Source organism: Leisingera sp. ANG-DT (genome assembly GCF_000813785.1).
In the GTDB taxonomy this organism is placed as follows: domain Bacteria; phylum Pseudomonadota; class Alphaproteobacteria; order Rhodobacterales; family Rhodobacteraceae; genus Leisingera.
Map to the genome: position 1 here is coordinate 216,869 of NZ_JWLE01000005.1, position 22,149 is coordinate 239,017.

Here is a 22,149-nt window from a genome sequence, read left to right on the forward strand (position 1 = left end):
CAGCTGAATGGTCCCTGCGCGGAACTATGGCGCAGGCTGCCGTTTCACTCCACCCCGAACACAAGTGGTGAAGACGAAGCCTAAGGATTCGGGCGAGCGTGCCCGCAAAAGAAAGGAGCGGGCACCGGGACCCGCTCCTTTTTAGGCAATTTCCAGCTTCAGACGGCTCTCTTCAGCGCCTCGGCCAGATCGGTTCGTTCCCAGCTGAACCCCCCGTCTGCTTCCGGCTCGCGGCCAAAGTGACCATAGGCCGCCGTGCGCTGATAGATCGGTTTGTTCAGCCCCAGGTGCGAGCGGATGCCGCGCGGTGTCAGATCCATGACCTGGTCGATCGCCCGTTCGATCGCCGCCGGGTCGACCTCTCCGGTGCCGTGGGTTTCAGCATAAATCGACAGGGGCTTGGACACACCAATCGCATATGACAGCTGGATGGTGCATTTCTCTGCCATGCCCGCGGCTACCACGTTCTTGGCCAGGTAGCGCGCCGCATAAGCCGCAGAGCGGTCCACCTTAGTTGGATCTTTGCCAGAAAACGCGCCGCCGCCATGCGGGGCTGCGCCGCCATAAGTGTCGACGATGATCTTGCGGCCGGTCAGACCTGCGTCGCCATCCGGGCCGCCGATCACGAATTTGCCGGTCGGGTTCACATGCCACTGGGTGGCACTGGTCAGCCAGCCCTCGGGCAGGGTTTCGCGGATGTAAGGTTCGACAATGGCGCGTATGTCATTCGAGGTCAGCGATTCATCGAGATGCTGAGTCGACAGCACCAGAGAGCTGATGCCCACCGGCTTGCCGCCTTCATAGACCACCGACAGCTGCGATTTGGCATCCGGACCCAGGGCCGGTTCGGTGCCGTTCTTGCGCACTTCCGCCAGGCGGCGCAGAATCGCGTGGCTGAACTGGATCGGCGCCGGCATCAGCGCGTCGGTCTCATTGGTGGCAAAGCCGAACATGATGCCCTGGTCGCCAGCACCTTCGTCCTTGTCCCCGGAAGCGTCCACGCCCTGCGCGATATGGGCGGATTGTTCGTGCAGCAGGTTAGTCACTTCCACTGTCTCGTGGTGGAACTTGTCCTGCTCGTAGCCGATGTCCTTGATGCAGGCGCGGGCGATTTCGTCAATCCGGCCCATGTAATCGTGCAGCTTGTCCTGATCGGACAGGCCCACCTCGCCCCCGATAACCACACGGTTGGTGGTGGCAAAGGTCTCAGCCGCGACACGCGCTTCGGGCTCCTCCGCCAGGAATGCGTCCAGAACAGCATCGGAAATGCGGTCACAGACCTTGTCCGGGTGGCCTTCGGAAACCGATTCCGAAGTGAAAGTGTAGTTCGTACGGGTCATGAAAAGTGCTCCATTGGTTTAGCCTTGCCACGCCAGGAAGCCGTTGTGACAGGTATCAAGCCGCATTACGCGGCTCATCCGCGCAGGTCAATCTATATTCCGGTAGAGTTAAGCAGCTATGACCGCGGCGCAAGAGCGCGGGAGAAAAAGAATACTCCGCCCGCAATGAACATGCACAGCAGGAATACAGGCCAATCACCGGTGCGGCTGTATAGGGTCGGTGGCAGCGGCATAGGCAGGGCTGCGTCAATGTAGCCAGCCTGGCCCAGCGGCAACTGATCCAGAAGCTGCCCGTCAGGTGCAATCATTGCTGAAACGCCCGTATTGGCAGCCCGGATCATCGGCAGCCCCTGTTCCAGTGCCCGCATTCGCGCCTGCACCAGGTGCTGATAAGGGCCGGAACGGGTGCCGAACCAAGCATCATTGGTGATCTGCACCAGCATGTCGGGACGGGCCGCGGCGGCGTTCACATCCTGCGGGAAAACAGCCTCATAGCAGATCAGCGGCAATGCGCTGCCGATGGGCAATTCCATCAGCCTTGCCCCCGGACCGGCGGCATATCCGGCCCCGGCCTGGGAAGCGAAACCGTGGATTCCGAACCGGGCCATGAAGTCGCCAAACGGCACATATTCCCCGAATGGCACCAGATGCGCTTTGTCGTAGGTTGCGGCTGGCAGACCATCTGCATCCAGCAGCACCGCTGAGTTGTAGTAGGCGCCGCCATCCTCCCGCTGGATGCCCAGCAGAACCGGCACACCGCCGGCGCCTTCTGTGATGACCTGCAGAGTATCTTCGGCATAGTTCAGCAGTTGCGGCACCGCGGTTTCCGGCCAGACGATCAGGTCAGGCCGCGGGTCCTCTGAAGAGAACGCCAGCGCGCGGCGAACAAACTCCCACCTGTGGTCCGGGTGCCATTTCTGATCCTGAGGCGCATTGGGCTGGACGATCCTTACTGTCTTTTCAGACGGCCCAGCCAGGTCCGGCGCAGGCACGGCCAGGACTATAGCTGCAGCCAGAACCGGCGACAGAATGCCGGCAGCAGGACTTTTCCGCAGCAGGGCAAGCGGCAGGAATGCAACGAGCGTCAGCAGCGCCAGCCCCTGCGGCCCGATCCACGGCAGAAGACTTGCAGCAGGTGTATCTATCCAGAACTGGCCGAAGGCTGCCCAGGGAAATCCAGTGAGCAGATAAGCGCGCCCAAATTCCGCAAGCGACCACAAGGCCACCAGCATCACAAGTCGCGCGGCGCCATGGCTGAGACGGGCTGCGAGACCGAACGCCGCGCCCCAGAACAGGGCCAAGCCAGCAGCAAGAAAAACCAGCGCAAAGGGCGCCATCCAGGCGTGACGGTCAGGGTCGATCTGAAACGGCTCAAGGATCCAGGACAGCCCAAAGGCAAAGTAGCCCAGGCCGAACAGCCATCCCGCCAGAGCCGCAGCACGGGCAGAGGCTGCCTGCAGCACCAGCCAGCCAGCCGCAGCCAGCGCAACCGGCAGCCCGATCAGCATGTGCCAGGGTGCCAGCGCCAGCGACAGCAGCGCACCGCTGCCAAGGGCCAGCCCCGCCGGGGCCAGCCGGAGCCGGCGTGCAGCCTGCCGCAGCCCGAGTGACATCATGCAGCGGCGTCCGGCAGCCGCACCCGCAGCCGCTTGATCCGGCGCGGATCAGCATCCATGACTTCGAACTCAGCGCCCTCGGGGTGTTCAATCACCTCACCGCGCGCAGGCACACGGCCTGACAGCATGAAGACCAGTCCGCCAAGCGTATCGATCTCTTCCTCGTCCACGTCATCGTGGCTGGTCAGCGAATGGCCGGTCTCGGCCTCAAACTCCGGCAACGAGGTGCGGGCCAGTGCGATGTAGCAGCCGGGCTTTTCCTCGAACCAGGTCTGATGTTCGTCGGCGTCGTGCTCATCCTCGATCTCGCCCACAACCTGTTCGATCAGGTCCTCGATGGTGACAAGCCCGTCCACGCCGCCGTATTCGTCGATCACCAGCGCCATGTGGCGGCGTTCGGCCTGCATCTTGGTCAGCAGCACGCCGATCGGCATCGAGGGTGGCACGAACAGCAGCGGGCGCAGCATCTTTGACAAGTCAAATTCAGAGGTGCCGCCGCTAAAACCATGCGTCAGCGAGAAATCCTTGAGGTGAACAAAGCCCAGCGGCGTGTCCAGCGTGCCCTCGTAAACGGGAATGCGGGTAAAGCCGCTTTGCCGGAAAATGCCGACCAGATCATCCTTGGCGACTGTCACAGGCACGGCAGCGATTTCGGCAGAGGGGATAGCAACGTCCTCAACCCGCATCCGGCGCAGGTTGATCATGCCGTGCGGCCCAGCACCCGTTGCAGGCTGTTCGCCGCCGGTGTCCTGTCCGTCCTGCGGATCGGGGCTGAATACGTTGCGCAGCCGCGTCCACAATCCGGTATTTTCAGAGGCCGGCGCTTCCGCCGCCGTGCCATTGATGTCCTGCAGCGCGCCTTGCGCCGCGTTAGAACTGCCTTCTATGTCGCCCATCGGTCCTATCCAAAAACCCCGCTCACGGGGCATCCTCACTCATATATGGGTTCGCGATACCCAGTTTGCCAAGTAGCAGGACCTCAATCCCTTCCATCAATGCGGCATCGCGGTCACGTATGTGATCATACCCCAAAAGGTGCAACAGTCCGTGAATGATGAGATGGCGGGTGTGATCGGTCAGTGCTTTTCCCGCTTCCAGGGCTTCCCGGGCGCAAGTGTCATAGGAAATCGCGATGTCACCCAGCGGGATTTCCCCTGTAAAATCAGCCTCTGGCGCCAGCGGCGTGCCGCCGTCCTCCTCGGCCGCCAGCTCTTCCGCCGGCCAGCTGAGGACATTTGTAGGCTGCGGTTTACTGCGAAATTCGGCGTTAAGTTCAGCAATGCGCGGATCATCACAGGCCAGCAGCGAAATTTCGCAATCCTCCGGGTCCAGTGCAAAATGAGCCAGCACGGCAGCAATGGCCTCTTCGGCCAGCGCCTCAAGCCCGGCATCCTGCCAGCGGCTGTCTTCGATAGTGATATCGAGCGTCATGGTTCGGCTGCACATGCGGGGGGCAGCCCCCGCACCCCCGGAGTATTTTTGCATAGATGAAGCCCGGCGGTTTGTTCGTCAGGCGGGTGGCGTGTCCGCGTCATAAGCCTCAATGATGGCAGCCACAAGCGGGTGACGCACCACGTCGCGGGCCGTGAAATAGTTGAAGCTGATCTTGGGGATTGTTTTCAGCAGCCGTTCGGCGTCCGCCAGTCCGGACTGCACCCCGCGCGGCAGGTCGACCTGCGAGCGGTCGCCAGTTATCACCATGCGCGAACCCTCACCCAGCCGGGTCAGGAACATCTTCATCTGCATGGTGGTGGCATTCTGCGCCTCATCCAGCACCACAAAGGCATTGGACAGAGTGCGGCCGCGCATGAAGGCCAGCGGTGCGATTTCAATCCGCTTGTCCTCAATCAGCTTGGCCAGTTGTTTGCCCGGCAGAAAGTCGTTCAGCGCGTCATAGAGCGGCTGCATGTAGGGGTCGACCTTGTCCTTCATGTCGCCCGGCAGGTAGCCAAGTTTTTCGCCGGCCTCCACCGCAGGGCGGGACAGGATGATGCGGTCGACATGGCCGGTGATGAACATCGAAACGCCCACAGCAACCGCCAGGTAGGTCTTGCCGGTACCCGCCGGGCCGATACCGAAGGCCAGTTCGTGCTCGAACAGGGACTGCACATAGGCCTTCTGCGCCTCGGTGCGCGGCTCCACCAGTTTCTTCCGGGTCTTGATCTCCACCCGGCCGCCGCGGAACATTTGCAGCTGTCCGTCGGGTTCAGCATCGTCGGTGTCCGGCCCCATGCGCAGTTCCCGGTCGATGTCGCCGCTTTCGACGCTGCGGCCGGTTTCAAGCCGGTCGTAAAGCGCGGTGAGCACACCCGCCGCCTGCTCCCGCGCCGAATCCTCACCCATCACTGACAGCTGATTGCCGCGGCGGACAATCTGCACGCCCAGTTTTTGTTCGATGTCAGCCAGGTTGCGGTCATATTCGCCGCACAGGTCGATCAGCAATCGGTTGTCAGGAAATTCCAGCAGCACTTCGTGGGTTGCGGTCTGGGTCTGCGGGTCATTCAGGGCACTGATGGCCAAGCTGATCTCCTCAATCTGGCGTTGCCCTTTCAGTCTGCCTCCGCCGCAGCATTTGCGCAAGCAGGCGCTGCATAAAATCACTTCATTGAAACAAAACAGCCGCCCCGGACGGGCGGCTGCAATTCACGCTGTATGCAATTCTCAGATCGGGTCGCCGAAGGTCGATCCCTTCTTGAATGGGCCAGTTGCCACATTACGCGGGAGGTCACTGTTGCAGACCGGCTTGCCGTCAGGCGTGCGCCGCAGGTCTGCATAACCTTCCAGGCCATCATCGATGATCCAATGCTCGCAGCCTTGGGGATCGACCCAAATACCAGCTTCGAGATTGGACAAATGTTGAGACTTGCCATCAGCGACATGACCGTCGGTAGTCTTGTTAACCGCCGGAGTACAGGCGGAAACACCTGCGACTGCGGCAAGGAGAACGGCTGCTTTCACTGTTTTCATCATCCCTCTCCCTCAGCGCAGGCAGTAAATTTCGACGCGGCGGTTTTGCGCCATGTTGGCCGCGCTGGTGTTGGGCACCCGCGGGTCCCGTTCACCATAGGCGCGGACATCATTTATCCGGGCGCCAACCGATCGGGCAACCTGGGCCACAGCATTGGCACGGCGCTCTGAGAGGCGAATATTGTATTCATCGGAAGCGCGGCTGTCGGTGTGGCCCGCGATCACAAAGGACCGTGCACCATTCGACCTGGCCTGCTGGAAGAATTCGCCCAGCCGCTGCCGGCCGGCGGCATTGATAAAATGCTTGTCAGTGGCAAAGAATTGATCGGTCGGCATCACACCGCAGATTTTCCCGCGGCGGCAGACAGGCTTGCCGTCCGGAGTCACATGCGGCGTCATGAACCCCTCGGCCCCGTCATCCATCACCCAGTGTTCGCAGCCGTCCGGATCAACCCAGATCGTGGGCACATAGCGTTCGCCCTTGATCGTGCGCTGCCCGGTTTGCGCGCTGGCAGGCGCGGCAGCGATGCTGAGCGCAGCCGTGGCAGCGGCAGCCAGCGCCATCGCATTGTTCAGTTTGAGTATCATCACAACCACAATTCCTTTACCTAAAGTTCCCCCCAGGGTGTAGCCGCGCACAAGCGGCCACCGTTCAGGCCATAAGAGCCAAAATACCTGATAGGGACCGCGTATACATGCTAATTTTATTAATATTCCGCGCAAATTAGGCACCCACCACAAACACTCAATGAATTTTTGAAAAATTGTTTACAAGAGCAAAGCAATGAAGAATCGCCTGAATAAGGCGGCCTGTCACGAGAGGACGGTCCACGAAAAAGCCGCCAAGGGATTCGGCCGAAATCCTGCTGATTAGCCGATCAGTTCACCAGCAAGAGAATTGGCGCCGGAAGACACGATCCGGACCCGCGCAAGATCACCAACCTGACGGCTGCAATCAGCAACATGAACAGCGTGCAGATAATCGGACTTGCCGACCATTTGACCCGGCAGGCGGCCTGCCTTCTCAAACAGCACACCAACCTCTCTGCCGACCATGCTGTCCTGAACCTCGCGCTGCTGCCTGGTGAGCAGGGCCTGCAAGCGCTGCAGCCGGTCATCTGCTACCGCCGGGTCGACTTGCGCGCGCTCTGCAGCCGGCGTGCCGGGACGGGTCGAGTATTTGAAGGAATAGGCGGTGCCGTATTTCACCTCCTCAACCAGATCCATGGTGGCCTGGAAGTCTTCCTCGGTCTCTTCCGGGAAGCCAACAATAAAGTCTCCGGAGATCAGGATATCCGGACGCGCGGCTCGAATGCGCTCGATCAGCCGGATGTAGCTTTCGGCGGTATGTGAGCGGTTCATCCGTTTGAGGATCTTATCGGACCCTGCCTGCACCGGCAGATGCAGATACGGCATCAGCTTGGCGCAAGTGCCGTGCGCCTCAATCAGGTCGTCCTGCATGTCGTTGGGGTGCGAGGTGGTGAAACGGATCCGTTCCAGACCGTCGATTTTGTCCAGCTCCCAGATCAACTGTGCCAGGGTCAGGTCGCCGTTGGGACCGGCGCCGTGGTATGCATTCACGTTCTGGCCCAACAGGGTGATCTCACGCACGCCACGCTCCACCAGGTCTTGTGCCTCACGCAGGATGCGGTCCGCAGGGCGCGAGACCTCGGCTCCACGGGTGTAGGGAACAACACAGAAGGCACAGAATTTGTCGCAGCCCTCCTGCACCGTCAAAAACGCGGTTGGGCCGCGTTTGGCCTTGGGCCGGTTCTTGAGCTTTTCGAATTTGTCTTCCTCGGGGAAATCGGTGTCCAGCACCTTTTCCCCTTCACGCGTCTTGGCTTCCATTTCCGGCAGCCGGTGATAGCTTTGGGGGCCAACCACCAGATCGACCAGCGGCTGACGGCGCATGATCTCTTCGCCTTCGGCCTGGGCAACGCAACCGGCAACACCGATCTTCAGGTCCGGTTTTTCAGCCTTGAGCCCCTTGAAGCGGCCAAGTTCGGAATAGACTTTTTCAGCCGCTTTTTCCCGGATGTGGCAGGTGTTGAGCAGGATCATGTCGGCGTCATCTGCCGATTTGGTCTCCACGTACCCCTCACCGCCCAGCGCCTCGGCCATACGTTCGCTGTCGTAGACATTCATCTGACAGCCATAGGTCTTGATAAACAGCTTCTTCGGGGCGCTCATGCGGGTCAGCCTTCCAGCCAGGGTGGGTAAACAGCGGCTTGCAATACAGGCAAATGCCGTTGCTTGCAATGCAGCGGGATTTACCCGATTTTAGCAGCAAAGGCCAGAAAGGCAGGGCAGACCGGCATGATGTATTCTTCGCTGCAGGATTTCCTGAAAGAGGGCAAGCCGCTGCTGGCCAAAGGGCCGGTTGCACTGGTTTTCATCGAAGACGAGGTGGAAATCGCCACCACCCTGCGGCACCATTTGCAAAGCGGCTTCAAGGCGGTCGTAGCACTGATGCCGGATGCCTTTGACCTGCCGCAGGATGTGCGTGCAAGAGTCCACCGGGTCCCCTTTGATTGCGGACCTGAGGGGGCGGTGACCAGCGCCGTCAATGCTGTCATTGCCAGCGCGCAGCCGGGCTGCTGGCTGTACTACTGCTACAATGCGGAATACCTCTTCTATCCATTCTGCGAATCCCGAGGCATCGGCGAGATGCTGACATTCCACACCGAGGAACGCCGCGATGCGATGCTCACCTATGTCATAGACCTTTATGCCGGCGATCTGACTGAGAGCCCCACAGCGGTATCGCTGGAGAAGGCCTATCTCGACAAGTCAGGCTATTACGCACAGTCACGCAAGGATCCGGAAACGGGTCATCCGCGTGAGCGGCAACTGGATTTCTTTGGCGGTGTGCGCTGGCGCTTTGAAGAGCACATTCCAGCCGCCAGCCGCAAGATCGACCGGATTTCACTGTTCCGCGCTAAGCCTGGCCTGCATCTGCAGCCGGATCACACCTTCGACAATCAGGAATACAATACATACGCTTGCCCCTGGCACCACAACCTGACCGCCGCGGTCTGCTCCTTCCGCACTGCAAAGGCTCTCAAGCGCAACCCTGGCTCCACTTTTGATATCGAATCTTTCCGCTGGCATAACTCGGCACCATTTGAATGGCACTCGCGCCAATTACTTGACCTAGGACTGATGGAACCAGGTCAGTGGTTCTGAATGGGCCGGAAAGCCGGAGGTTTCGCACCCTGCATTATGAAGAAGCCAATCACAGAGAGTTTCGCCTGGTACCGCACGGTCCAGCGGCCAAACTTCGGCTATTGCTGATGAATTTGGCAGGTGGTTTGGATCCGCAGGAGCACGCCAAGTGACGCTCTGCATAGCAACTTGCAGCTGTGATGATGCTTCCTCAGACGGCAGCTGAGCGAAGGCAGAATGCAACAATTGATGAGCAGGCACGCCGCGCGCCTGCCACCAGGCTAACCTGCTTGCAGCGGCTTTCGCTCCGCTTGCCAATCACGGGCCCATGCCAGGAATCGCTTGCGGTCCATTGGGCGTCCAAAGGCATAACCTTGCAGGATGTCAGCGCCGATTTCAGAAAGAACCTCCGCCTCGCCGGCGGTTTCCACCCCCTCCACAACCGCTGCCGCTCCGGCGCTGGCGGCCATCTCGATCAGTCCGCGCATCAAGTCGCGGCGGGCCGGTTTGCAATCAATGCCTGTCGTGAACATGCGGTCGATTTTCAACCTGTCGGGCTTAAGCGCCAGCACCCCTGCGATGCTGGCATGTCCTGTTCCGAAATCATCAATCTCAATGCCGATACCCATCGCCTTAAGAGCGTCAATCTGCTTGCCATAATCGTCATTAACATGATCAAGAAAAACCGTCTCAAGAAGCTCGAAGGCGAGGCCGCTTGCCGGGATGTCCGTGCGCTGCCGCAGCTCCTCGATCAGACCGGGGTGGCCAAGCCGCTCTGCAGAGACATTCACTGAGATACTGGGCATTGCAACCCCCTGTTGCTCAAACTCCCAGTAGGCGGCCAAGGCGATATCCAGCACCCGCCGGTCCAAGTCCGCCAGCATGTTCACCTCCCTGGCGATCGGCACAAAGACGTCAGGGCCGACAATGCCGCGGCGGGGGTGGTTCCAGCGCGCCAGGGCCTCGCACCCTGCTAGCACCCCTGTTTTCCCGTCGATCTGCGGCTGAAAAGTAACTTCAATCTCGTTATTGACGAACGCCTGTTTAAAGTCCCGGATGAGGTCCATCTTCTCATCATGTGCAGACCCGATAGAGGCGGAGTATGCGTTCACGCAGGATCGCCCGTCGGCCTTCGAGGCATACAGCGCCAAATCAGCCCGCCGCAGCGCGGACAGCAGGGTTTCATGCGGTTCGCTAAGAGCAAAACCAATGGACGCCCCGACCTGGAGATCGGCATCCTTGTATCTTACCGGCTGAAGCAGCTCGAACAGAAGATCCGAGCAGAACTCAAATGCCTCCGCTTCGCTGCCGGCAAACTCCATCAGCATCGCAAATTCGTCCCCGCCGATACGGAAAGCAAAGTCGCGCCCGGCGTGGATCTTACCGGAAATCCGCTGCGCCGCGTGTTCCAGAACCAGATCACCGGCCTCATGCCCGTAAGTGTCATTGATCTCTTTGAACCGGTCCAGGTCCAGCGCGACAACCAGTGTGCCCGCCTGCTGATCCGCCGCCGGAGCGGAAGCGATTTCCTCCAGGTGCTTACGGTTTCCCAGCCCAGTGAGTTTGTCATGCCGGGCCGACCAGGCGCTTTCCTCCTGCGCCTCCCGCATCGCCTCAAAGGCCTCTTCCGCCAGCACCCGGCTCATCCGTTCTTTGCGGATCGAGTCCACACGCAGGCTGATTTCATCTTCGACCCGGTCCAGCACACGGTTGTAACGGAACGCCAGCACTCCCAGATCAGTGGACCGTTCGACACGCACTCGGCTGCTGAAAGACCCGGACCTCTGATGCCGCTTCATCTCCTCCAGCATTTCCAGCAGCGCATTGCGCTGGTTGTTTTCAGCCAAGTTCAACCCCCGCACCTCGTCTCTGGGACGCGCTCGCAGCAGTCCAGCAGCTTTGAGAATTATAGCAAGCGGAACCGTGCACGAGATAACCCAGGCTGCTACAGCAGAAGCCCCCAAGGCCTGAATTCCGAGCTGGCCCAGCCTGCTCCCGGCAGGGAGCAGCTCCAGCGGGACCGTGAATGCCACCGCGAGCGTGCCGACCAGCCCGGCTGCCAGATGTACCGGTACCGCTCCCACCACATCATCAATTTTCAGTGCATCCAGAATGTCCCGTGCGACGATCACTGTCACCGAACCGACGACCCCTATCAGGAAGGCCATCGGCCCTGTCACAAGATGGATACCCGCGGTTCCTGCCACCAGCCCGCCGAGAAAACCGTTGACCAGGATTTCAGCCCGGACGCAACGGAACAGCCCTAGTCCTATGATTATGCTGGCAATTCCCGCTCCCGCTGCCGACAGCATAGTGCGGGCGATCACCGGACCCACATTTGTGCTGAAAGCCAAAGCTGAGCCGCCGTTGAACGCACCCCATCCGACCCACAGCAACAACCCGCCAAGGGTCACGAGGGAGATGGAGTTCTCTTCGAAAAACCGCTTCTTCGGCCCATAGCGGCCCAGCCGCGGCCCCAAGAGAACGACTGCCACCAGCGCTGTCCAGCCTCCGACACTATGCACCACTGTCGCGCCGGCAAAGTCGATGAAGCCAGCCTGCCGCAACCATCCGGCCTCATTCCAGACCCAATGCCCGGCAACAGGATAAATAAAGGCCCCGAGCATCACGGACATCACTAAGTAGCCCAGAAACCTCTCCCGCTCGGCCACGGCACCGGACACAATCGTTGCAGCTGTGGAAGCAAAAGCCATCTGAAACAGGAAAATTGCGGCTGAATGGCCTGCGGAGTTGTCGAGCTGTGGCCAGAAGCCGCCGGTCCCGAACAGGCCGCCCAAGCTGGGGCCAAACATCAGACCGAATCCGGTCAGCCAGAATGCAGTGCTGACCACGCAGACATCTGACAAGTTCTTGAGTGCGACATTTGCCGCATTCTTTGCCCGTACCGTGCCAGATTCCAAGCATAGAAACCCAGATTGCAGCACAAGCACAAGAAGCGCGGAAAACAGTATCCAGACAGCGTCGGCCTCAGACATTAAACAACCCAAAGATTAAAAATAACACTCGCTAAAGACGTATATTAAATATCAGACGTCAAAAATTGGTTTCCATGATTTAGCACAGCTCAGGCCGGCCCTGGACTTCTGTGTTCATTTTTACTTGCCGGAATTCCACCCAGGCGCTTCCCGCACAAATCCGGCACCTGGAGCCGCTTAAGTTGCGGCAAATGGCAGCTCCACCCAACTCCCGGACGGCCGTGGGCAGCCACGCAACTAACGCCCGCCTTTGCACCGGCAAAGCGCTGCTGTACATGCGAAAGGCGGGCTACCAGCCGGCAATCACAAGGAACTTATGGAAACAAATAGAAATACGCAGAGGAGACACCTATGCCGACCGCGCAGGGCTCCCTACAAGCCTATTTTGTCCGCACTACGCCAAGAGCTTGCCGACAGGGCACCGGCGGCCAAAAGTTCACCACGCGAATCGTGAATTTGCCCGCCAAGTTGGCAATCGCGAAAAGGGTAGCAGCACTTGAAACCCCGAGATCATTTCAAAAAAGAAGACCCCAGTGCATCCAGAAACTGCCTACCCTTTACCGTATGCGAGACCCAAAACTATGGACAATTTGCGCAATAGTATGGGTCAAAAACACGCTGTTGGGCGATCCTACAACGGCCTCAGAAATCCAGATTTTCCACGCTAAGGGCGTTCTTCTGAATAAACTCTCGGCGCGGTTCCACCACATCGCCCATTAGCTTGGTAAACAAATCGTCCGCTTCGACCATATCATCAATACGGACCTGCAGCAGCGTGCGGGCATCCGGATCAAGTGTAGTTTCCCAAAGCTGATCGGGGTTCATTTCGCCCAACCCCTTGTAGCGCTGCAGAGTAAGGCCCTTTTCGCCCTCTTCCAGAATCGCCTGCAAGAGGCCCAGCGGGCCATGGATCATCTGGCTGCGGTCGCGGCGGACCAGTTGGGCGGTGGTGCCGTAAACTTCCTGCAGGCTTTTGGTGAAACTGCCGGTCTTGCGGGCTTCACCCGAGCGCAGCATCGGACCATCCAGGGTACGTACTTCCTCGACTCCGCGCAGGATGCGGGCCAGGCGGATGCCGTGGTCCTGGGTGATCCGGCCCTGCCAGCCGCGTTCATATTCCAATGCGATCAGGTCCAGCCGTTGGGCAACTTTGTCGGCCACGCCCTGCAGGTCGGAATCCACGGCACCGGGTACAAAGGCGCCGGCCACGGCAGCCTGCTCCAGGATGTGGCGCGGGTAATGGGTCGGGAAAGCATCCAGCACGCGTTTGAGCTGCCGCGCCTCGTCCACTACGCGAGTGAGGTCGGCACCGGCCATTTCAGACCCGTCACCCAGCTTGAGAACCGCGCCGTCAACGCCCTGGTTGATCAGGTAATCGTCCAGCGCCGCCTGATCCTTGAGGTAGACCTCTGACTTGCCGCGCGCGACCTTATAAAGCGGCGGCTGGGCAATGTAGAGGTAACCGCCCTCGATCAGCTCAGGCATCTGGCGGTAGAAGAAGGTCAGCAGCAGGGTACGGATGTGGGCGCCGTCGACGTCGGCGTCGGTCATGATGACGATCTTGTGGTAGCGCAGCTTCTCGATGTTGAATTCATCACGGCCGATGCCAGTACCAAGCGCCATCACCAGATTGCCGATTTCCTGAGAGGACAGCATCCGGTCAAACCGCGCACGCTCCACGTTCAGGATCTTGCCGCGCAGGGGCAGGATGGCTTGGGTCATCCGGTCCCGCCCGGTTTGGGCGGAGCCGCCGGCCGAGTCACCCTCGACCAGGAAGACTTCAGTCTTGGAAGGGTCTTTCTCGGAGCAGTCCTTGAGCTTACCGGCTAGGTAGTTCACGTCCATCGCGGTCTTGCGGCGGGTCAGCTCGCGCGCTTTGCGGGCAGCTTCGCGGGCCAGAGCGGCCTCGACAATCTTGCCGACGATCTGCTTGGCCTCGTTCGGGTTTTCCTCGAACCATTCGGCCAGCTTTTCACCCATCAGGCTTTCGACCACCGGGCGCACCTCGGAGGACACCAGCTTGTCTTTGGTCTGGCTGGAGAATTTCGGGTCCGGCACCTTGACCGACAGAACACAGGTCAGCCCTTCGCGAGCATCGTCGCCGGTGAAAGAGACCTTCTCTTTCTTGGCGATGCCCGACGTCTGCGCGTAGTTGTTGATGGTCCGGGTCAGCGCACCGCGGAAGCCCGCGACATGAGTGCCTCCGTCGCGCTGCGGAATATTATTGGTGAAGGGAAGCACCGTCTCGTGGTAGCTGTCATTCCACCACATGGCAATCTCGACGCCAATGTCGTCCTTCTCCCCCACGATGTAGACCGGAGCGTCCATCACCGGGGTCTTGTGCCGGTCAAGGTATTTGACGAATTCCTTGACGCCGCCCTCGTAGAACAGCTCCGCCGAGAGCTTCTCTGCCGGGCGCTCATCCTCCAGAATGATCCGCACACCGGAGTTCAGAAAGGCCAGCTCGCGCAGGCGCTTTTCCAGCGTCTCAAAAGAGTATTCCAGGTTCGAGAATGTATCGGTCGACGCCATGAACCGGACTTCGGTGCCGGTCTGGTCACCACAATCGCCGACCACTTCCAGATGCTTAACGGTATCGCCGCGTTCAAACCGCGCCACGTGCTCCTTGCCGTTGCGCCAGATGCGCAGCTCCAGCCAGTCAGACAGCGCGTTCACCACCGACACGCCCACGCCGTGCAGGCCGCCCGAGACCTTATAGGAGTTGCTGTCAAATTTACCACCAGCGTGTAGCTGGGTCATGATGACCTCGGCTGCCGAAACGCCTTCCTCGGCATGAATATCCACCGGAATGCCGCGGCCGTTGTCGCTGACGGAGACGCTGGAATCCGCATGAATTTTCACGGTTACATGGTCAGCGTGGCCTGCCAGCGCCTCGTCGATGCCGTTGTCCACGACCTCGTACACCATATGGTGCAGGCCCGAGCCGTCATCCGTGTCCCCGATATACATGCCAGGGCGCTTGCGAACCGCCTCCAACCCTTTGAGAACCTTGATGGAATCCGCGCCATATTCTGCGGGGGCCTGCTCGTTTCCGGACATTCACATCTTCCTGTTTTAGCTTCGGGATTTTATACGAAACCCGGGGAGGAATGTCACGAGCAAGCCCCCTTTTTTCATGGGCCCGTCAGGCGATTACGCACCCAGCGCCCCGAGTTCCGCCGCTGTGCGTAGCCAGGCTTTGCGCTCCTCGCTGCTTGACCCCTGCAAAGCGCCGAAATGGCAGGTCTCAACCGGGTCAATTCCGACAAAATTCAGGATCTGGCGTTCCACCTGAACATGCGCGGCATTGTCGTAGTATTGCGCCATCAAATCGGGCGGCGTGTCTGACGCAATCAGGACCCGTCCTGACTTTCCCGTCAACAGCGGCTTGGGCAGGCCATCGGTGACAATGCGGGGATCAAAGGTGCGGCCGGGCAGCAGGATCCGGTCGAACAGCCCCTTCAATTTACCCGGCATGCCGCCCCACCACAGGGGAAAGGCAATGACCACATGGCCCGCCCATTCGAAATCCGAAAGCACCGCCTCAATTTGGGGCTCCAGCTTCTTTGCACCGGAGAACCCGGCCTGCCCGAAATCCGCATCGAACTCCAGCTGCGACAGATTGTGCATGCGCACGTCATGACCGGCGCCGCCAGCGGCAGACGCATAGCTGCCGCACAGCGCCCCGGTAAAGGTATTGGCAGCCGGGTGGCCGTTTAGAATCAGGATTTTCCGGGCAGACATTTCACTCTCCATTGGATAAGTTGACCATGGTCACTTTATTGAATCAAAAATGACCGCGGTCAATTATAAAAATGACCGCGGTCAAAAAATAGCTTGTGAGGCTGATAATGACGCGTGCACCGCAGAAACGGCGGCTGGAAACCAGGGCAAGACTGCAGGAGGTGGCAGCCACCATCGTGCAGGAGCAGGGCTACAGCGGATTGCGGGTGGAGGATGTGGTCGCCCGCGCCGGTGTGGCCAAAGGCACCCTGTTTTCGCATTTCAAGGACAAGGACGGGCTGCTGGCCGTGCTGATCGGGGATGAGGTCATGCGCCTGCTGGACGGGATGGAGGCAGGGGACCCTCCCCAGGATGCGGATGAACTGACCGCCCGACTGGCGCCGCACCTGGACTACGTCGGCCAGGACCGGGTGATCTTTGATCTGCTTTTGCGCTACTCCGGCACCACAGCGGCGGAACCGGATGAGGTGGTCACCGCCAGTTTCATCCGGCAGGTCACGCTGCTGACGCGCTGGCTGCAGGTTCTGCAGACGGCAGGCCAAATTCGCCAGGATCAGCAGCCGGAACTGTTAGCAGAAGGCATTCAGGCCTTCCTGAACCACGTCCTGGGCGTGTGGTTTTGCATGGAACACGATGATGAAACGCCGCCTGCCCGGGCGCTGGCGTCATACCTGAAAGCCTGGCTGCAGCCCGCCCCTTAGGTGAAGGGAATCACCAGCCCGACACAGATCAGCAGCCCGCCGGACACCAGGTTGATCCGCCGCCGGATCCGGGTGGAGGTTACCGCCCGGCGCACGCGGTGCACCATCCCCGCCAGCGCCAGGTTGCCCAAAAGCGGAACCAGGAAGGACAGGGTCACAATTGCAGCGATGTCGCTCCCGGAGATGCCCGACAGGTCAAAGAACCCGGGCAGCACGCCCATGTAGAACAAGATCGCCTTGGGGTTGCCGAGGATCACCGCGATACCGGCCATGAAACCGGCCCAAATGCCGGGACGGGTCAGGGCGCGGTTTTCCTCCACCGCGTCGCCGGCATGGCGGATCAGCAGATACCCCATGCCCAGGAACATCGCGCAGGCCACCCAGCGCAGCACGGTCATGATGCCCTCGATCTCCGAAACCACCCAGGACATGCCCGCAACTGCAATCAGCGGCCAGAAGATGTCGCCGCAGGCGACGCCAACCGCCAGCGGCCAGGCCGCTGGGAACCCGCCGGAAACCGAGCGCGCCATCAGGGCCAGCCACACCGGGCCGGGGGTCAGGAACAGGATCAGCAAGGCCCCGGCATAAAGCGCCAGGTCCCAGGGCGTAACGGTCATTTCTGGGAAACCTCCGATACGCCCTCGTTTTCCGACACTTCCAGCACCTGCGCCCGGCCGCCCAGCTCCGTAAACAGCTCTGGGCCGGTGCCTGTCATCCAGGCCTGGGTGCCAAGCGCGCAGATCTCATCATACAGCGCAGCGCGGCGGCCCGCATCCAGATGCGCCGCAACCTCATCCAGCAACAGAATCGGCGGCGCGCCCTCGCGCTCGGCCAGCGCCCGCGCATTGGCCAGAATCAGCGACACCAGCAACGCCTTCTGCTCTCCGGTGGAGCAGTCCTTGGCCGGGATGCCCTTGGCGCGGTAAGTGCCAATCAGATCGGTGCGGTGCGGCCCTACCAAGGTACGGCCTGCGGCCAGATCGCGGAACCGGCTTTCCTCCAGCGCCTCTTTGAAATCAGCCTCCGAGAACGGCATGCTGCCCTCCGACTGCAACAGTTCCAGCTCCGCAGCCGGAAAGGCGGTCTCCGCCTCGGCCTGTGCCAGCTGCAGCAGCTCCACCGCCTGCACCCGGGCCGCATGAATCCGGTGCCCGGCGGCAGCCATGCGATCCTCCAGCACCCGGTACCAGGCTGCATCGCGGATCTGTTCCTTCAGCAGCCGGTTGCGCTCGCGCATTGCCTTCTCATACGCCAGCGAGGCCTCAGCATGACCCGGCTCGAAACTCAGCGCGATCCGGTCCAGAAACCGCCGCCGCCCCTCTGCAGCCTCAATCCACAGCCGGTCCATTGCCGGAATCAGCCACACCACGCGCGCCACTTGCCCCAGCGCCAGTTGGCTGGCGGACTTGTTGTCGATCTTCACCTGCCGGGCATTACCTCCCTCGGACCAGGTTTCCACCTCGTAAGCCTGCGACGGCGCCTGCAGCTCGCCTCTCAGCTTCCAACCCAAAGCCTCTGGCTGGCGCGCCATATCGGCGGCACTGGCCCGGCGCAGGCCGCGGCCCGGGGAAAACAGAGACACTGCTTCCAGGATGTTGGTCTTGCCCGCGCCGTTGTTGCCGTGAATGGCCACCGGACGCCCGTCCAAACGCAAATCCGCCCGCAAATGCGAGCGGAAATGGGAAAGGGTCAATGCGGTCAGAGCCAGCATGAAGCGCGCGCCCTTTTTCTTCTTTGCAAAATTACTCGCGCTGCAGGCATCGCCGTCAGGCGATCAAACCCGCATCGGCATCACGACGTAAACGGCGCTTTCGTCGTTGCCTTCGCGCATCAGGGTCGGATCGCCGGAGGAGTTGAACATGAACACGGCGTTTTCGCGGTCCACCTGGTTGGCGATTTCCAGCAGGTACTTTGCGTTAAAGCCGATTTCCAGCCGCTCGTCGTTGTAGGCGACGGCCAGCTCTTCCTCCGCCGCACCGCTGTCGGGCGCGTTCACCGACAGGATCAGCCGATCCTCTTCCAACTGCAGCTTCACCGCGCGGGAGCGTTCAGAAGAAACAGTGGCAACCCGGTCAACAGCCTGTGCGAACTCGGCCGCGTCCACTTCCAGGCGGCGGGTGTTTCCGGCCGGGATCACGCGGGTGTAGTCGGGAAAGGTCCCGTCGATCACCTTGGAGGTCAGGGTGATATTCGGGGTGGCAAAGCGCACCTTGGTTTCAGAAACCGAGACCGCGATATCCATGTCGTCATCATCCAGCAGCTTGCGCAGCTCGCCCACGGTCTTGCGCGGCACGATCACGCCGGGCATGTCCTCGGCGCCCAGCGGCAGCTCCGCGTCGATGCGGGCCAAGCGGTGGCCGTCGGTGGCCACGGCGCGCAGAACCTTGCCGCCATCCCCCGACGAAACATGCAGGTAGACACCGTTCAGGTAATACCGGGTCTCCTCGGTGGAGATCGCGAATTTCGACTTGTCGAACAGGCGGCGCAGCACCGCGGCCTTGGCGGCAAAGTTCGAATGGTATTCCGACGAGGCCATCACCGGGAAATCCTCGCGCGGCAGAGTCGCCAGAGAGAAATTGGAGCGCCCGGCCTCGACCGCCAGACGGCCGGTTGCGGCATCGGCGGTCAGGGTGACCAGCGCACCATCAGGCAGCTTGCGGACAATCTCGTGCAGGGTGGTGGCAGCGACGGTGGTCGCGCCGGCGCGTTCCACCTGCGCGGGGGCCTTGTCGACCACCTCGATATCCAGGTCGGTGGCGCGGAACTGGACGCTGTCGCCTTCGGCTTCGATCAGCACATTCGCCAGGATCGGAATGGTGTTGCGGCGCTCGACCACAGACTGCGCCTGGGCCACGGCCTTGAGAAGCGTGCCGCGTTCGATGCTGATCTTCATGTCCCAAATCCTCTTCGTCAGGCGCCCGTGTCACATGCCGGGACAAGCAACCTACCTGTTTACCCCTGCCGCACAAGGCTTTTTATGGATTTCTCCAAGGGATTTCAGGCGGGGTCAAGAGGGGCTGAACGGCTAGGCCGTGAAACCGGGGGAAACGTTGCAGCAGAACCCGGGTCTGTCCCCGCGGGGACAGCAACGAAAAACGCCCCGGCACAAGGCCGGGACGCGATACGGGCAGGTGAATGCACTGGAGAGGTGCTTAGGCCTTCACCCGCTCCGATTTCGGATCGTACATCGGCTTGAGCGAGGCTTCCGCCTGCACCTTCACGCCGCAGACGTCGATCTCATAGGTCGAACCCAGCACATCCGCCGCGCTTTCGCCCTCGCAAGGCACATAGCCCATGCCGATGGCGGCACCCAAGGTGTGGCCGTAGTTGCCGGAGCTGAGATAGCCCACATACTTGCCGTCGCGGATGATCGGTTCGTTGTGGAACAGCAGCGGCTCGGGATCGGTCAGCTTGAACTGAACCATGCGGTTCTTGGGGCCGCTCTCCTTGCGCTCCAGCACCGCGGCCTTGCCGATGAAGTCGTCCTTGCCGGTGGCAACCGCAAAGCCGAGCCCTGCGTCGATCACATTGTCCTCGCAGGTGATGTCGTGGCCGAAGTGGCGGAAGCCCTTCTCGATCCGGCAGCTGTCCATCATGTGCATACCGCAGAGCTTGAGCCCCATATCCTGGCCCGCCTCCCAGAGGGTTTCGAAGGCATGGCCGGACATTTCCGCCGGGATATAGATTTCCCAGCCAAGCTCACCCACATAAGTCACCCGGTGCACACGGGCAAGCCCCATGCCAAGTTCGATCTCTTGCGCGGTGCCGAAGGGGTTCACCTCGTTGGAGAAATCATTGGGCGACACTTTCTGCAGAAGTTCACGGGAGTTCGGACCCATCACGGCCAGCACGCCCTCGCCTGCGGTCACATCGGTGAGCACGACGTTGAAACCGCCCTTGTTGCGCATCATCCAGGTCTGGTCGGCGAGGCGGGTCACCGCGGGAGTCACCACCAGATAGACAGTCTCGCTCAGGCGGGTGACGGTCACATCCGCCTCAATCCCGCCGCGGCTGTTCAGGAACTGAGTGTATACGATCTTGCCCGCCGGGACCGAGACATTGGCACCGCAGATGTAGTTCAGGAACTTCTCCGCATCCGGGCCTTCGACGCGGATCTTGCCGAAGGAGGACATGTCGTACATGCCGACGTTTTCCCGCACGGCACGATGTTCGGCGGCGGAATTCTCGAACCAGTTCTGGCGCTTCCAGCTGTACTGGTACTCGCGCTCCTGGCCGTCGTTGGCAAACCAGTTGGCGCGCTCCCAGCCGCCGATTTCGCCGAATACGGCGCCCTGTTCCTTAAGGTGATAATGGAACGGGGTGCGGCGCACGCCGCGGGCCGTGGCCTTCTGGCGGTAGGGGAAATGGTCTGCATACAGCAGGCCCAGGGTCTCTTTTGAACGCTCGAACAGATAGTGCTTGTTACCCTGGAACGGGTGCATGCGGGAGATGTCCACATCGCCGAGGTCAAACGGCTTCTGGCCGTCTTCCATCCACTGCGCCAGCGCCATGCCGGCGCCGCCTGCGGACTGGATGCCGATCGAGTTGAAGCCTGCGGCAACCCAGAAGTTGTCCATCTCCGGCGCCAGGCCAAGGTGGTAGGCGTCGTCCGGGGTAAAGGATTCCGGGCCGTTGAAGAACGTGTGAATACCGGCCTCCGCCAGCATCGGCATCCGGTTGCAGGCGGCCTCCAGGATCGGCTCGAAGTGGTCGAAGTCCTCGGGCAGCTGGTCGAACTCGAAGCTGTCGGGGATGCCGTTCATCGCCCAGGGTTTGGCGTTGGGTTCAAAGGCACCCAAAAGGATCTTGCCTGCGTCTTCCTTGTAGTAGGCGCATTCATCCGGCACCCGCAGCACCGGCATCTGGGACAGGCCTGCGATGCCTTCGGTCACGATGTAGAAATGCTCACAGGCGTGCAGCGGCACGTTGACGCCTGCCATGCGGCCGACCTCGTGGCCCCACATGCCGGCACAGTTCACCACCATGTCGGCTTCGATGTGGCCTTGGAACTGGCCATCATCGCTGGCCCAGTCAACACCGGTGACGCGGCGGCCGTTTTTGGAGATGCCGGTGACCTTGATCCGTTCCTTGACCAGCGCGCCGCGCTGGCGGGCGCCCTTGGCCAAGGCCAGCGCGATGTTGGCCGGGTCCGCCTGCCCGTCGGTCGGCAGCCAGACACCGCCGGTCACGCCGTCCAGATTGATGTGCTCGTAGCGCTCCTTGACTTCCTTGGGCGACAGTTCCTCCACCGGCACGCCAAAGGCGCGGGCCATTGCGGCGTTGCGATAGAGTTCTTCAAGCCGTTCGTTGGTCAGCGCCGCGGACACCGAGCCGACCTGGCGCATGCCGGTGGCGACGCCGGTTTCTTCCTCAAGCCCCAGGTACAGCTCCGCCGAATAGCGGGCGAGCTTGGTCATGTTGGAGGAGGCGCGCAGCTGTCCGATCAGGCCCGCGGCGTGCCAGGTGGTGCCGGAAGTCAGCTGCTTGCGCTCCAGCAGCACCACATCCTTCCAGCCGAGCTTGGTCAGGTGATAGGCCACCGAACAGCCGATCACGCCGCCGCCGATAATCACCACGCGGGCCTTGTTGGGAAGATCGCTCATGTCATCGCTCCTGA

Annotated in this window: 17 protein-coding genes and 1 riboswitch; of the genes, 2 read left to right on the plus strand and 15 right to left on the minus strand. The window is 61.0% G+C overall.

Annotated elements, in window-relative coordinates; translation table 11 throughout:
* Positions 1 to 158: 158 nt before the first annotated feature.
* The 8 genes from metK to miaB form a co-directional block, all read right to left on the minus strand.
* On the minus strand, positions 159 to 1,340 hold the full coding sequence (metK, locus tag RA21_RS06310) for a methionine adenosyltransferase (protein ID WP_019297666.1): 1,182 nt from the start codon (positions 1,338 to 1,340) through the stop codon (positions 159 to 161).
* Between the two features lie 6 nt (positions 1,341 to 1,346).
* Positions 1,347 to 1,395: riboswitch (SAM-SAH riboswitch) on the minus strand.
* Between the two features lie 61 nt (positions 1,396 to 1,456).
* Positions 1,457 to 2,956: an apolipoprotein N-acyltransferase gene (gene lnt, locus RA21_RS06315; protein ID WP_039147393.1), complete on the minus strand. Its 1,500-nt coding sequence runs from the start codon at positions 2,954 to 2,956 to the stop codon at positions 1,457 to 1,459.
* Entirely contained in the window at positions 2,953 to 3,852 is a 900-nt protein-coding gene (locus tag RA21_RS06320) for a hemolysin family protein (RefSeq protein WP_039147396.1), read from the minus strand. The genes lnt and RA21_RS06320 overlap by 4 nt, the downstream gene beginning before the upstream one ends.
* A 22-nt stretch (positions 3,853 to 3,874) precedes the next feature.
* Positions 3,875 to 4,387: an rRNA maturation RNase YbeY gene (gene ybeY, locus RA21_RS06325; RefSeq protein WP_029204967.1), complete on the minus strand. Its 513-nt coding sequence runs from the start codon at positions 4,385 to 4,387 to the stop codon at positions 3,875 to 3,877.
* Positions 4,388 to 4,465: 78 nt separating this feature from the next.
* Positions 4,466 to 5,476, minus strand: a complete 1,011-nt coding sequence (locus RA21_RS06330) for a PhoH family protein (RefSeq protein WP_029204966.1) — start codon at positions 5,474 to 5,476, stop codon at positions 4,466 to 4,468.
* Positions 5,477 to 5,617: 141 nt separating this feature from the next.
* Entirely contained in the window at positions 5,618 to 5,923 is a 306-nt protein-coding gene (locus RA21_RS06335) for a hypothetical protein (RefSeq protein WP_029204965.1), read from the minus strand.
* Positions 5,924 to 5,935: 12 nt separating this feature from the next.
* Positions 5,936 to 6,511: an OmpA family protein gene (locus RA21_RS06340; protein ID WP_029204964.1), complete on the minus strand. Its 576-nt coding sequence runs from the start codon at positions 6,509 to 6,511 to the stop codon at positions 5,936 to 5,938.
* Positions 6,512 to 6,793: 282 nt separating this feature from the next.
* Positions 6,794 to 8,116, minus strand: a complete 1,323-nt coding sequence (gene miaB, locus RA21_RS06345; RefSeq protein WP_039147398.1) for a tRNA (N6-isopentenyl adenosine(37)-C2)-methylthiotransferase MiaB — start codon at positions 8,114 to 8,116, stop codon at positions 6,794 to 6,796.
* A gap of 126 nt (positions 8,117 to 8,242) precedes the next feature.
* Here miaB and RA21_RS06350 point away from each other — a divergent pair, with 126 nt between their 5' ends.
* The gene (locus tag RA21_RS06350; RefSeq protein WP_029204963.1) at positions 8,243 to 9,112 is read left to right on the plus strand and encodes a hypothetical protein; all 870 of its coding nucleotides are present in this window, start codon (positions 8,243 to 8,245) and stop codon (positions 9,110 to 9,112) included.
* 260 nt (positions 9,113 to 9,372) lie between these two features.
* Here RA21_RS06350 and RA21_RS06355 read toward each other — a convergent pair whose 3' ends face one another.
* From RA21_RS06355 to RA21_RS06365, 3 genes are all read right to left on the minus strand, one after another.
* Positions 9,373 to 12,087: an ammonium transporter gene (locus RA21_RS06355; RefSeq protein ID WP_039147401.1), complete on the minus strand. Its 2,715-nt coding sequence runs from the start codon at positions 12,085 to 12,087 to the stop codon at positions 9,373 to 9,375.
* A gap of 642 nt (positions 12,088 to 12,729) precedes the next feature.
* Positions 12,730 to 15,147 (minus strand): DNA topoisomerase (ATP-hydrolyzing) subunit B, encoded by a 2,418-nt coding sequence (gene gyrB / locus RA21_RS06360; RefSeq protein WP_019297656.1) that lies wholly within the window; start codon positions 15,145 to 15,147, stop codon positions 12,730 to 12,732.
* 93 nt (positions 15,148 to 15,240) lie between these two features.
* Positions 15,241 to 15,831 carry an NAD(P)H-dependent oxidoreductase gene (locus tag RA21_RS06365; RefSeq protein WP_039147795.1) on the minus strand — a complete coding sequence of 197 codons (591 nt, stop codon included), beginning with the start codon at positions 15,829 to 15,831 and terminating at the stop codon, positions 15,241 to 15,243.
* A gap of 107 nt (positions 15,832 to 15,938) precedes the next feature.
* On the opposite strand from RA21_RS06365, the gene RA21_RS06370 reads away from it, so the two are divergent.
* Positions 15,939 to 16,532 (plus strand): TetR/AcrR family transcriptional regulator, encoded by a 594-nt coding sequence (locus RA21_RS06370; protein WP_039147403.1) that lies wholly within the window; start codon positions 15,939 to 15,941, stop codon positions 16,530 to 16,532.
* Here the strand turns inward: RA21_RS06370 and RA21_RS06375 are convergent.
* The 4 genes from RA21_RS06375 to RA21_RS06390 all read right to left on the minus strand — a co-directional run bounded on the left by RA21_RS06375 (position 16,529) and on the right by RA21_RS06390 (position 22,135).
* Complete coding sequence (locus RA21_RS06375) at positions 16,529 to 17,149, minus strand: LysE family translocator (protein WP_019297653.1); 621 nt, start codon at positions 17,147 to 17,149, stop codon at positions 16,529 to 16,531. The genes RA21_RS06370 and RA21_RS06375 overlap by 4 nt on opposite strands.
* Positions 17,146 to 18,243 (minus strand): DNA replication/repair protein RecF, encoded by a 1,098-nt coding sequence (gene recF / locus RA21_RS06380; protein ID WP_019297652.1) that lies wholly within the window; start codon positions 18,241 to 18,243, stop codon positions 17,146 to 17,148. Before recF ends, RA21_RS06375 begins: the two co-directional genes overlap by 4 nt.
* A 63-nt stretch (positions 18,244 to 18,306) precedes the next feature.
* A complete protein-coding gene (dnaN, locus tag RA21_RS06385) occupies positions 18,307 to 19,425 on the minus strand; it encodes a DNA polymerase III subunit beta (protein ID WP_019297651.1) in 1,119 nt (372 codons plus the stop codon).
* Positions 19,426 to 19,684: 259 nt separating this feature from the next.
* Entirely contained in the window at positions 19,685 to 22,135 is a 2,451-nt protein-coding gene (locus RA21_RS06390) for a GcvT family protein (protein WP_039147406.1), read from the minus strand.
* Positions 22,136 to 22,149 lie beyond the last annotated feature (14 nt).

Bases quoted from the DNA above. Each gene is read 5' to 3' on its own strand.
- metK (WP_019297666.1), bottom strand. From the start codon at position 1,340: ATGACCCGTACGAACTACACTTTCACTTCGGAATCGGTTTCCGAAGGC.
- lnt (WP_039147393.1), bottom strand. From the start codon at position 2,956: ATGATGTCACTCGGGCTGCGGCAGGCTGCACGCCGGCTCCGGCTGGCC.
- RA21_RS06320 (WP_039147396.1), bottom strand. From the start codon at position 3,852: ATGGGCGACATAGAAGGCAGTTCTAACGCGGCGCAAGGCGCGCTGCAG.
- ybeY (WP_029204967.1), bottom strand. From the start codon at position 4,387: ATGACGCTCGATATCACTATCGAAGACAGCCGCTGGCAGGATGCCGGG.
- RA21_RS06335 (WP_029204965.1), bottom strand. From the start codon at position 5,923: ATGAAAACAGTGAAAGCAGCCGTTCTCCTTGCCGCAGTCGCAGGTGTT.
- RA21_RS06340 (WP_029204964.1), bottom strand. From the start codon at position 6,511: ATGATACTCAAACTGAACAATGCGATGGCGCTGGCTGCCGCTGCCACG.
- miaB (WP_039147398.1), bottom strand. From the start codon at position 8,116: ATGAGCGCCCCGAAGAAGCTGTTTATCAAGACCTATGGCTGTCAGATG.
- RA21_RS06350 (WP_029204963.1), top strand. From the start codon at position 8,243: ATGATGTATTCTTCGCTGCAGGATTTCCTGAAAGAGGGCAAGCCGCTG.
- RA21_RS06355 (WP_039147401.1), bottom strand. From the start codon at position 12,087: ATGTCTGAGGCCGACGCTGTCTGGATACTGTTTTCCGCGCTTCTTGTG.
- gyrB (WP_019297656.1), bottom strand. From the start codon at position 15,147: ATGTCCGGAAACGAGCAGGCCCCCGCAGAATATGGCGCGGATTCCATC.
- RA21_RS06365 (WP_039147795.1), bottom strand. From the start codon at position 15,831: ATGTCTGCCCGGAAAATCCTGATTCTAAACGGCCACCCGGCTGCCAAT.
- RA21_RS06370 (WP_039147403.1), top strand. From the start codon at position 15,939: ATGACGCGTGCACCGCAGAAACGGCGGCTGGAAACCAGGGCAAGACTG.
- RA21_RS06375 (WP_019297653.1), bottom strand. From the start codon at position 17,149: ATGACCGTTACGCCCTGGGACCTGGCGCTTTATGCCGGGGCCTTGCTG.
- recF (WP_019297652.1), bottom strand. From the start codon at position 18,243: ATGCTGGCTCTGACCGCATTGACCCTTTCCCATTTCCGCTCGCATTTG.
- dnaN (WP_019297651.1), bottom strand. From the start codon at position 19,425: ATGAAGATCAGCATCGAACGCGGCACGCTTCTCAAGGCCGTGGCCCAG.
- RA21_RS06390 (WP_039147406.1), bottom strand. From the start codon at position 22,135: ATGAGCGATCTTCCCAACAAGGCCCGCGTGGTGATTATCGGCGGCGGC.